This window comes from Streptomyces diastatochromogenes (genome assembly GCF_002242805.1).
Taxonomy (GTDB): domain Bacteria; phylum Actinomycetota; class Actinomycetes; order Streptomycetales; family Streptomycetaceae; genus Streptomyces; species Streptomyces diastatochromogenes.
The window spans coordinates 95,671-105,580 of the sequence record NZ_MCGQ01000044.1 but is presented as its reverse complement, the minus strand read 5'-3'; the positions used below and the strand labels follow the sequence as shown (position 1 = coordinate 105,580).

7 protein-coding genes are annotated in these 9,910 nt (G+C 72.9%); 3 read left to right on the top strand and 4 right to left on the bottom strand.

The window, feature by feature from the left end:
- Positions 1-656: ATP-binding cassette domain-containing protein (locus BEK98_RS39025; protein WP_143684219.1), on the bottom strand; the 656-nt coding region annotated here is incomplete at its 3' end.
- A gap of 8 nt (positions 657-664) precedes the next feature.
- Positions 665-1,690, bottom strand: coding sequence for a sugar ABC transporter substrate-binding protein (locus BEK98_RS39020; RefSeq protein WP_094221501.1), 1,026 nt, complete (start codon positions 1,688-1,690; stop codon positions 665-667).
- Positions 1,691-1,919: 229 nt separating this feature from the next.
- On the opposite strand from BEK98_RS39020, the gene BEK98_RS39015 reads away from it, so the two are divergent.
- Entirely contained in the window at positions 1,920-2,945 is a 1,026-nt protein-coding gene (locus BEK98_RS39015) for a helix-turn-helix transcriptional regulator (protein WP_094221500.1), read from the top strand.
- Between the two features lie 25 nt (positions 2,946-2,970).
- Here BEK98_RS39015 and BEK98_RS39010 read toward each other — a convergent pair whose 3' ends face one another.
- Positions 2,971-4,086 (bottom strand): LacI family DNA-binding transcriptional regulator, encoded by a 1,116-nt coding sequence (locus tag BEK98_RS39010; protein WP_167444359.1) that lies wholly within the window; start codon positions 4,084-4,086, stop codon positions 2,971-2,973.
- A 119-nt stretch (positions 4,087-4,205) separates the two neighbouring features.
- On the opposite strand from BEK98_RS39010, the gene BEK98_RS39005 reads away from it, so the two are divergent.
- Positions 4,206-6,395 carry a glycoside hydrolase family 36 protein gene (locus BEK98_RS39005; protein WP_094221499.1) on the top strand — a complete coding sequence of 730 codons (2,190 nt, stop codon included), beginning with the start codon at positions 4,206-4,208 and terminating at the stop codon, positions 6,393-6,395.
- A gap of 6 nt (positions 6,396-6,401) precedes the next feature.
- Here BEK98_RS39005 and BEK98_RS39000 read toward each other — a convergent pair whose 3' ends face one another.
- Positions 6,402-8,351 carry a glycoside hydrolase family 127 protein gene (locus tag BEK98_RS39000; protein WP_094221498.1) on the bottom strand — a complete coding sequence of 650 codons (1,950 nt, stop codon included), beginning with the start codon at positions 8,349-8,351 and terminating at the stop codon, positions 6,402-6,404.
- Positions 8,352-8,566: 215 nt separating this feature from the next.
- Here BEK98_RS39000 and BEK98_RS38995 point away from each other — a divergent pair, with 215 nt between their 5' ends.
- A complete protein-coding gene (locus BEK98_RS38995; protein ID WP_167444358.1) occupies positions 8,567-9,904 on the top strand; it encodes a twin-arginine translocation signal domain-containing protein in 1,338 nt (445 codons plus the stop codon).
- Positions 9,905-9,910 lie beyond the last annotated feature (6 nt).

Sequence of the window (9,910 nt, the reverse complement as noted above, 5' to 3'; positions counted from 1 at the left end):
ACCCGGCCGTCGCGCAGCACGGTGACCGCGTCCGCGAGCCGCTCGACCTCCGACAGGAGATGGGTGACGTAGACGATGGCCAGGCCCTGGGTGCGGAAGTCCTCGACCCGCTCGGCCAGTGCGTCGCTCTCCGCCCGGGACAGGGCAGCGGTCGGCTCGTCCAGGACCAGGACCGAGGCGCTGCGGCTGAGCGCCTTGGCGATCTCCACCAACTGCCGCTGGCCCATGGGGAGTTCACTCACCCGGTCACGCGGGGAGCAGCGGGCGGCCACGCGCCGCAGCAGCCCGTCCGCGACCTCCTCCTGGGCGCGCCGGTCGATGCGGCCGTGCCGGGTCCACTCCTGGCCGAGGAAGATGTTCTCGGTCACCGTGAGCGCGTCGACCACGCTCAGCGTCTGGTAGATGATGGCCACACCGGCCGCGATGGACTCGCGCGGGCTGAGGCGGGCGTAGGTCCTGCCGCTGACCTCGATGGTGCCCGCGTCCGGCGGGAAGGCTCCGCCCAGGCACCTGATGAGGGTGGACTTGCCGGCGCCGTTGTGACCGAGCAGGGCGTGCACCTGTCCCGCGGGGACGGCGAGGTCCACGCCGTCGAGGGCCCGTACTCCGCCGAAGGACTTGGTCAGTCCGCTGACCCTGAGGTTCGTGACGGTCATGGCGGCGCCTACGCGTTCTGGGCGAGCAGGTCGTCGATCGCCGCGGTGTCGTCGGGCTGCACGAGGGCGATGGGCACCTGGACGCCGGGGTCGGCCTTCCCCGCCGCCACCGCTCGCGGCACGTCGACGATGGCGGCGGCGATGTCCTTCGGTGCGAGGGCGGCCGAGGCACGGTAGAAGGTGCCCTGCTTCACGGCGAGGAGGGAGGGCGCCGCTCCGTCCTGACCGCCGACGAAGGTCCTGGCGTCGTCCTTGGCCCGGCCCGCCTGCTGGAGCGCCTTGAAGCCGCCGTACGCGGCCGCGTCGGTGACTCCCAGGACGAGATTGAGGTCCGGGTGCTTGGCCAGGACGGCGTTCGTCCTGGCCAGCCCGGTGTCGGGGTCGATGGCCTGCTCCTGGGCGACGACGTCCACGCCGGGCGCCAGCTTGGTGAAGGCGTCGACCATCCCCTGGGTGCGCTCACGGCCCAGTTCGATGGTGCTGTCGGTGAGGAAGGCGATCTTGCCCTTGCCGCCGAGGTGCTCCTCGGCCCACTTCGCCGCCGCCTCGCCGAGCAGGCTGCCGCCCTTGCGGAAGCTGAACTGGATGTCGGCGCTCTGATGCTCCAGCGATCCGCCGTACGTCACCCAGATCAGCCCGGCGTCCAGCGCCTGCCTGGCGATCGGCTCGGCGGCCTCGAAGACCATCGGGAACGACACGATCGCCGGGACCTTGCGGGCGACCCAGGTGTGGAGGTTGCTCGCCTGTGTGTCGGCGTTGGCCGCGTCGCTCGTGGTCAGCAGGGAGATGCCGTGCCGCTCGGCCTGGACGGTGGAGAGCTTGACCAGCGTCGAATAGAGCGGAAGCTGGGTGAACGGGTAGTCGAGACCGATCTTCGTCAGGCTGCGGCTCGAAGGCCTGGCCGTGGCCGACGTGGTCTCCGGCGCCGAACAGCCGGCGACGCCGAGGGCGGTGGTGGCGACGGCGGCTCCGGTCAGGGCGAGGAACTGTCTGCGCGAGGCCGCGGGTACGGCGGCGGAGCGGGATGTGATCATGACGGGCTCTCCCGGGGACGGTGCCGGTCGCGGCGGGCGTCCGGCTGTGCCGAACAGGAAAGACCCCGGCGGCCCGGTGCCACCATCCGTACAAATACCGACCGAGGCGGCGGTGTCGCCGAGCGGAGTCGATCCGGTTACCGCCCGGTGAACGCATTGCCCGGCACCAGCCCGCCCCCTATCGTTGGGGCTCAAACGATCCCTGTGGTCCCGGGCCCCGGAGGCTCGTATGCTCACCCATCGCCAGGTCGCGGCGGCCGCCCGCATCGGCCTGCTCACCCGCGAGCGCGACACCGCCTCCGCGTGCGCCGAGGCCCTGCGCGAACTCGCCCTCGCACTCCCGCTCGACGCGGCGACGCTGCTCACCATCGACCCGTTGAAGGGGACCCACGTCCAGGTCGCCGGCATCGGCTACGCCGCCGACGCCTCGGAGGCCCTGGCCGCGGAGTTCGTCACCACGCCGTGGTACGCGAACGTCGTACGCCAGGAGCTGCCGCCCTCCATCTCCGAGGACCCGGAGCGGGCCGAGGGCACCGGACCGGGCTTCCGCAACGGCTGGTTCTACGCCGAGCGGGTGCGCCCGGCCGGATTCCGTGACGGGGTGACCGGCGCCCTGCGGCACCACGGCCGGCTCGTCGGCCTGGTGCACCTGTCCACCGCGAGCCCGGACGCCTACGACACCGAGGCGCGTCAGCTGCTCGCGTGCGTCACCCCGGCCCTCGGGGCACTCGCCGACCCGGTCGCCGGCGCCGCCGATCCGCACGGCCCGCCGGAGGAGGACGCGGTGGGCCTGGTGACCTCCGAGGGCGTGCTCGACCTGCCCGGGCGGGTCCGCCCGCAGGTGGTGCGGGACGAGGACTTCCGTCCGCTGGTGCGCGCGTTCGCCGACACCGGCGGGCAGCGGCTGCGGCTGCTCTGGCGGGCCGGGGGCGCCTGGTACCGCGTCGCCCTGCACCGGCACCGGCCCGGCCTCGGTGTCCCGGCGGACGCGGTGCTGGTGCACGAGACCCTGACCGAACTGCCGTACGGGCTCAGCCCGCGGGAGCTGGAGGTGCTCACCAGGGCGGCCACGGGGCAAACCAACCAGGCCATCGCACAGGCCCTGTTCCTGTCGCCCCGGACCGTGCACAGCCATGTCGAACACCTGCTCCGCAAGACGGGCGCCGCCTCCCGCGCCGAGGCCACGGCCCTCGCCCTGCGCGACGGCCTGCTGCGCCCCACTCCGGAGCAGCTGCCGCGCTTCGTGGAACGGTGAGACAGGGCGCGCGGACCTCGCCGGGTCACCCCACCTTGCGTACCGACTGGCGGATCACGAGCTGGGTGCTCAGGACCACGTGGTCGTCGCCGTTGATGCGTTCGTCGCGCTCCAGCGCCAGGCGTACCGCCGTACGGCCCAGATCCTCGTACGGAACCCGGACCGATGTGAGGGACGGGCTGAGGTCGGCGGCGAAGGGGACGTCGTCGAAGCCCACCAGGGACACGTCCCCGGGGACGTCCAGGTCCGCGTCGCGGAGCGCGGCCAGGACCCCGAGCGCCACCATGTCGGTGCCCGCGAGGACGCCGGTGAAGTCCAGGCCGGCCTTCAGCGCGTCCCGCGTGCGCTGGTACCCCGAGACCCGGGTGTACGGACCGGGGATGTCCAGCTCCTCCGCGTACGGCACACCGTGCGCGCGCAGGGCGTGCAGATAGCCCTCCCGCCGTTGCTCCCCGGTGCTCAGCCCGGGATCGCCACCCAGGAAGAGGATGCGGCGGTGGCCCTGGACCAGCAGGTGGTCGGCGGCCTGGAAGGCGCCCCCGCGGTTGTCGTAGTCCACGACGGTCACCGGGAGAGCCTCGGGCAGGGCCGGGCGGCCCACCAGCACCAGCCGGGATCCGGCGGCGTCCAGGGCGCGCGCGTACTCGGCCATGCGCCGGAAGTAGGCCTCGTCCTGCACCGCCCCGCCGACGAGCACGACGGCGGCCGCGTGCTGTTCGCGCATCAGCTGCACCAGGTCGTCCTCGCGCTCCGGGTCCCCGTGGGTGGCGCAGACCAGGCTCAGCCGGCCCCGTACGGCCGCCTCCTGCTCGACTCCGGCCGCGACATGGGCCAGTGAGGGTCCGGTGATGTCCCTGAGCACGAGGGCGATGGGGCCGGCGACCCGCCCGGAGAGCGCTTTGGCATGGACGTTCACCACGTAGTGCAGCGAGTCCACCGCGGCCATGACCCGTTCCCGGGTGGCGGCGGAGACAGGGTAGTTGCCGGCCAGGGTCCGGGAAACGGTTGCTACCGAGACGCCCGCCTGCGCCGCGACATCGCGGATCGTGCTCGGGCGATCCCCACCAGCCGATGCGCCCCGTCGACGCTTGCCGGCCTTGGGCCCGGAACTCGCAGGAGAGCCATTTCCATTCACCGTCACGCCATGACGTTACTGCATCGCGCATCCTTGCGGACCCCGAGAGGCGATTACTAGTGTGCCTGGCGGTAGTAATCGTTTACCAGGCCTGACTCAACCCTCATGTCACGGAGTCCGTCATCGTGTCCGTCTCCTTCATCCGCTGGGGCACCGCAGAGCTGTCCCTGCTGATCTCGTACGACACCGCGGGACCGGTGCTGTTGCTGGCGGCGGGGGAAGCCGCCACCCTGCCCGACCCGGCCCGCGATCCTGACGCCTGCCGCCGCCTGGCGCGGGGAGCCCTGCCCCTGGTCGAGATCCAGACGGCCGGGAGCGGGCGGCTCGGCACCTCGGGCAAGCGCCACGTGGACGGCGCCGCCTCGCTCGCCCTGCGTCACACCGGCCACCACGAGGAGGCCGACGACGACCGGCAGACGCGAACTCTGCGGATCCTGATGGCCGACGAGGCCACCGGCCTGCGCGTCACCTCTGTCTGCACCCTGCGCGAGGGCGTCCCGGTGCTGTGGACCGAGGCGCGCGTCGAGAACACCGGCGACCGTCCCGTGGCCCTGGAGTACGTCTCCTCCTTCGTGCTCTCCAACCTCGCGCGCCACCTTCCCGAGGGCGGCCGCTGGGAGGACGCGTTGTCCCTGTGGACCGCGGCCAACCCCTGGAGCGGCGAGTTCCGCTGGTCGCGGGCCACGCTCGGGGAGCACGGCCTGTACGACGTCGGCATGGTCGCGTACGGCCAGACGGGCTCGAAGAACCGGATCGCCCTCACCAGCACTGGCTCCTGGTCCTCCTCCGAACACCTCCCGATGGGCTGCCTGGAGGAACCGTCCACCGGCCGCGCCCTGATGTGGCAGATCGAGCACAACGGCTCCTGGCACGCCGAACTCGGCGACCGCTTCGACGACGTGTACCTCGCGCTGTCCGGCCCGACCGACCGCGAGCACCAGTGGCGCCGCCGTCTCGCACCCGGCGAGTCCTTCCGTACGGTGCCGGTCGCCGTCGCCCTGGTCCCGTCGGGCGGCTTCGAGGCCGCGCTCGCGGCGCTGACCCGCCACCGCCGTGCCGTCCGCCGCCCGCACCCCGACCACCAGGGCCTGCCGGTCGTCTTCAACGACTTCATGAACTGCCTGATGGGCGAACCCACGACCAAGGCCCTGCTGCCCCTGGTCGACGCGGCCGCGGCGGCCGGCGCCGAGGTGTTCTGCATCGACGCCGGCTGGTACGACCCCGAGCCGCCGGGCACCACCGGGCCCGGCGGCGTACCGGGCTGGTGGGACGCGGTCGGCGCGTGGGAGGAGTCCACCGCGCGGTTCCCCGGCGGTCTCGGCGAGGTCATGGACCGTATCCGCGCGGCAGGTCTGGTGCCAGGGCTGTGGCTGGAGCCGGAGGCGGTCGGGGTCCGCAGCCCGGTCGCGGCCGCGCTGCCGGACGAGGCGTTCTTCCGCCGCGACGGCGTGCGGCTCGTGGAGTGGGGCCGCCACCAGCTCGATCTGCGCCATCCTGCCGCTCGCGCGCACCTCGACGCCGTGGTGGACCGTCTGGTCGGCGACTACGGCGTGGGCTATCTGAAGCTCGATCACAACATCGACATCGGCGCTGGAACGGCCGGCGGCGACAGCCCCGGCGACGGGCTGCTGGGTCACAACCGTGCCTGTCTCGCCTGGCTGGACGGCGTACTCGACCGGCACCCCGGCCTGGTCCTGGAGAGCTGTGCCGCGGGCGGCAGCCGTACGGACCACGCGATCCTGTCCCGGTTGCCGATCCACTCCGTCACCGACCAGCAGGACTTCCGGCTGCTGCCCGCCATCGCCGCCGCCGCACCCACCGCGGTCACGCCCGAGCAGGGCGCGATCTGGTCCTACCCCCTGCCGGAGCACGACGGAGCGGAACTCGGCACGGTGCTCGTCTCGGCCCTCCTCGGCCGCGTCCACCTCAGCGGACGCCCGGATCTGCTGAGCGCGGAGCAGGCGGCCGTGGTGCGCCGGGCCCTGGAGACGTACAAGTCCTACCGGCACCTCCTGCCGGGCACCCGTCCGAGATGGCCGCTGGGTCTGCCCGGCTGGCGCGACGGCTGGATCGCCCTCGCCCTCACCACGGACGGCGGTTCGACACTGCTGGCGCTGTGGCGCCGCGACGGCGCCCCGGACACCCTGACCGTCCTGTTGCCCTGGGTCTCCGAACACGACGATCCGCGCGCCCTGTTCACGGCGGGACCGGAGCCCCGGTGCGCGTGGAACGGCCGGGAGCGCACCCTGCGGGTGACCCTCCCGGCCCAGCGCTCGGCGGTACTGCTGGCCTTCGGACCGACGCCCTTGAGCTGACCGGCGCTACTCGTGTCCGGCCAGCGGCAACCAGACCCGCATCGCGCCCACATCGCGGTTGGCCCACGCGAAGTACGGCACCGCAGTCAGCTCGACCCTCTCCGCGGCTTCCTGAGCCCCCGCCCCGTACGGCAGGTAGGGCCAGTCGGCCGAGGCCCCCTCAGGGAGCGGGCACCCCAAAACGCTCACGGTGCTGACACCGCCGAGCAGTTCGGGTCGGCTCCGTACGGTCAGTGGTGCGCCCGGCACCAGGGCGACGCCGTCCGGGTCGAGGCCGCCGGGCTGGTCGGTCTGCTCGAAGCAGTACACCAGCGGCCCGCGCTCGACGGCGACGCAGCCGCGCACGGCGTCGACGCGCGGGTGGGCTCCGGTGAGCCGGGGCGGCGTCGCCAGGACCAGCCGGACGGTGTCGCCCGGCACGAACTCCCGCGTGACCCGCAGCCAGCCGGACTCCGTACGCCCCTCGGCAGAGCCGCCGTTCACGGTCAGCGTGTGGTCCGCGCACCACGCCGGCACACGCAGCGCGAGGGTCCTCGGCCCGGCCGGGGCGTCCTCGACGGTGACCGTGACCGTGCCGTCCCACGGGTACTCGGTCGCCACGCGCACGGTGAAGCCGGCATCGCCGTAGACGCCCGTGGCGTACTGGTGCAGCCACAGCCCGTCGGCGTCGGTGGCGGCGACGTAGTGCGGCAGGCTCGCGAGCAGCCGCATCACGTTGGGCGGGCAGCACGCGCAGCGGAACCAGGGGGTGCGGTGGGCACTCTGGTCGCCGGGGCGCTCGTGCGAACGGGCGTGGCGGTGCAGCGGGTTGACGTACAGCCAGGTCCGCCCGTCCAGGCCGGCGCCGGCGAGGAAGCCGTTGAACAGGGTGCGCTCGATCAGGTCGGAGTAGCGGGCCTCGCCGGTGAGCAGGGCCATGCGCCAGGAGAAGTGGACCGAGGCGATGGCGGCGCACGTCTCCGCGTAGGCACGGTCGGCCGGCAGTTCGTGGGCGTCGCCGAAGGACTCCCAGTCGTGCCGGGAGCCCACGCCGCCGGTGAGGTAGGTCTTGGTCGTCACCATGTCCCGCCACAGCCGCGCAAGCGCCGCGCGCAACCGGGTGTCGCCGGTCTCGGCCGCCAGGTCGGCGGCTCCGGCGAGCAGGTAGAGCTGGCGTACGGCGTGGCCGGTGACCTCGTCGGCCTCGCGGATCGGCGTGTGGTCCTGCCAGTACTCCGGTCCCGGGTCGCGGTCGTGGCCCCGGTCGGCGCCCGGGGACAGACTGCCGTGGCCGCGCCGGTCCAGGAAGTAGCGGGCGAGGTCGAGGTAGCGCTTCTCCCCGGTCGTCCGGTGGAGTTCGACGAGCGCGGTCTCCACCTCGGGATGGCCGCAGACCGCGTCCACCTGCTTGCCGGGGCCGAAGACGGAGTCGATGTGGTCGGCGAGCCGGCGGGCCACGCCGAGCAGCCGCTCTCCGCCCGTGGCCCGGTGGTGGGCCACCGCGGCCTGCATCAGGTGCCCCGCGCAGTACAGCTCGTGTCCCCAGGCCGGTTCGGTCCACGGTTCGCCGGCGCCCAGCTGGTAGTACGTCTGCAGGTAGCCGTCCTCGCGCTGGGCGGAGGCGATCAGTTCGACCACGGCCTCCACCTCGGCGGCGAGATCCGCGTCGGGCGTGTCCGCCAGCTGCCAGCAGGCGGCCTCCAGCCACTTGTAGACGTCGGAGTCCTGGAACTGGAAGTCACCGGCGAAGCCCGGCGGCGCGGTCCCGCCCTCGGCGTGCGGGGACGCGGCGGCGCGGAAGTTGGCGAGGTTCCCGGCCTCCTCCAGCCGGGCCGGCCCCTCGGCGAGGGACACCTCAGCGTTGACCCGGCGGCGCTCGGCCCAGAAACCCCCCTCGATACGGGCCACGGCTACGGGACGCAGGGTGGAGACGGCGCCCGGGGAGGGGCGGACCGGTCCGGAATACGGGGTGTTCAGGGGAGCCTCCGGAGGAAGAGCTTCAGTAAACGTATTCCAAGCTAGAAGCCGGGATGACGCCGGTCAATGGGCGATCACGCCGCAGAACTCCGGCGCCTCCGACGAAATTATCCGCAGCACGCCCCTTGTGGATGCGGCCATGAGGGCCCTACGGTCCAGATCCTCAGCAAACGGTTACTACCTCTTCGACGTACTTGCGGAGTAAAGGACCAGCCGTGCCCAACACACCCGGACGACGTGACGTCCTCAAGTACGCCGGGACGACCGGCGCCGCAGCGGCAGGCCTCGGCCTGCTGCACACACCCGCCGCCACGGCGGTCCCCGCCCCCGACGCGGACTCCTCGCGGAAGACCGTCCGCGAGCCGCTCGACATCGTTGTCTTCGGCGACGCCGGATCGGAGTCGGCACACCAGCTCGCGGCCACGCTCTCCGACACCGTCACCGGAGGCCTCGGGCAGAGCGCCCGTGTCCTCAACCCCGGTGATCCGGCGGCCTATTGGGGTGGCACGCTCACGTTCGACGTGGCCGTGAGCCCGACCGGCACGGCCCATGACGCGCCCGAACTCCGTGCGCAGATGGTCAGGATCACCAAGGCGCGGGGCCGGTTCCGGGTGGTCGACGTCGACGAGACGGGCGCCCGTGTCTCCCGCATCGAGACCGTCGTCGGCTGGCGCAACGAGGTGTACCCCGGCGAGATCGCCTACGCCTCCCGGACCGCCTGGGACTCCCACCCCGTGCTGTCGGCCGCGGTGTTCAAGGACCCCGACATCGTCGGCTGGACCCAGGAGATGGTGGCCGACGGGCAGTTCTACAAGCAGCTGGACCTGCTCATCCACCACACCTGGACCCGGGTCGGGCTCGCCGCACTGCGCCTGGTCTCCCGTGACTGGGACGCCTACCAGGCCTTCCCCGGCCGCCCCGCCCGCATCCCCACCGCCTGGGACGAGCCCGACTTCGTCTTCGCCGACGAGGAGAACGGCTGCCTCGCCCTCAAGAACGGCCGGGAACTCCTCTTCGTCTCCCTCTACTGGCGGGCCCGCCAGGGCGTCAACGACTACGCCCGCGTCCATCACCTCACCCCCACCGACCAGCGCTCCGCGACGGTCCGTCAGCGCTCGGCCGGCACCACCGGCGACACCTTCACCGCCCGCGACTGGGTCCTGTGGGACTACGCCATCAACGACCCCGGGGCCGGTCACATCCCGCCCGGCGGCTTCCCGCCGCCCGGCGACCCCCTGCACCAGTCACAGGCCGGCGACGTCTACCACCTCGCCCCCGTCCCGGCCGACGTCCCGGACCCCGCCCTCGGCGTCCACTTCGACGGCGTCGAGACCATGCTCGTGGGCCGTGCGCCGTTCTACCTGTGCCGGTACGGCGACTACCTGATCGCCATGAACACCAGCACCGACCGGACCTTCACCCTGCCCGCCCGCCCCGACTTCGGCCCGGCCCGCGACCTCGCCGGCGGAAGGACGATCGGCGCGGGGCAACGCCCCCGAATCGGCCCGCTCAGCACCCTCGTGCTGCACCGGGGTGCCCGCGGCGACGGCTGAGCGCCG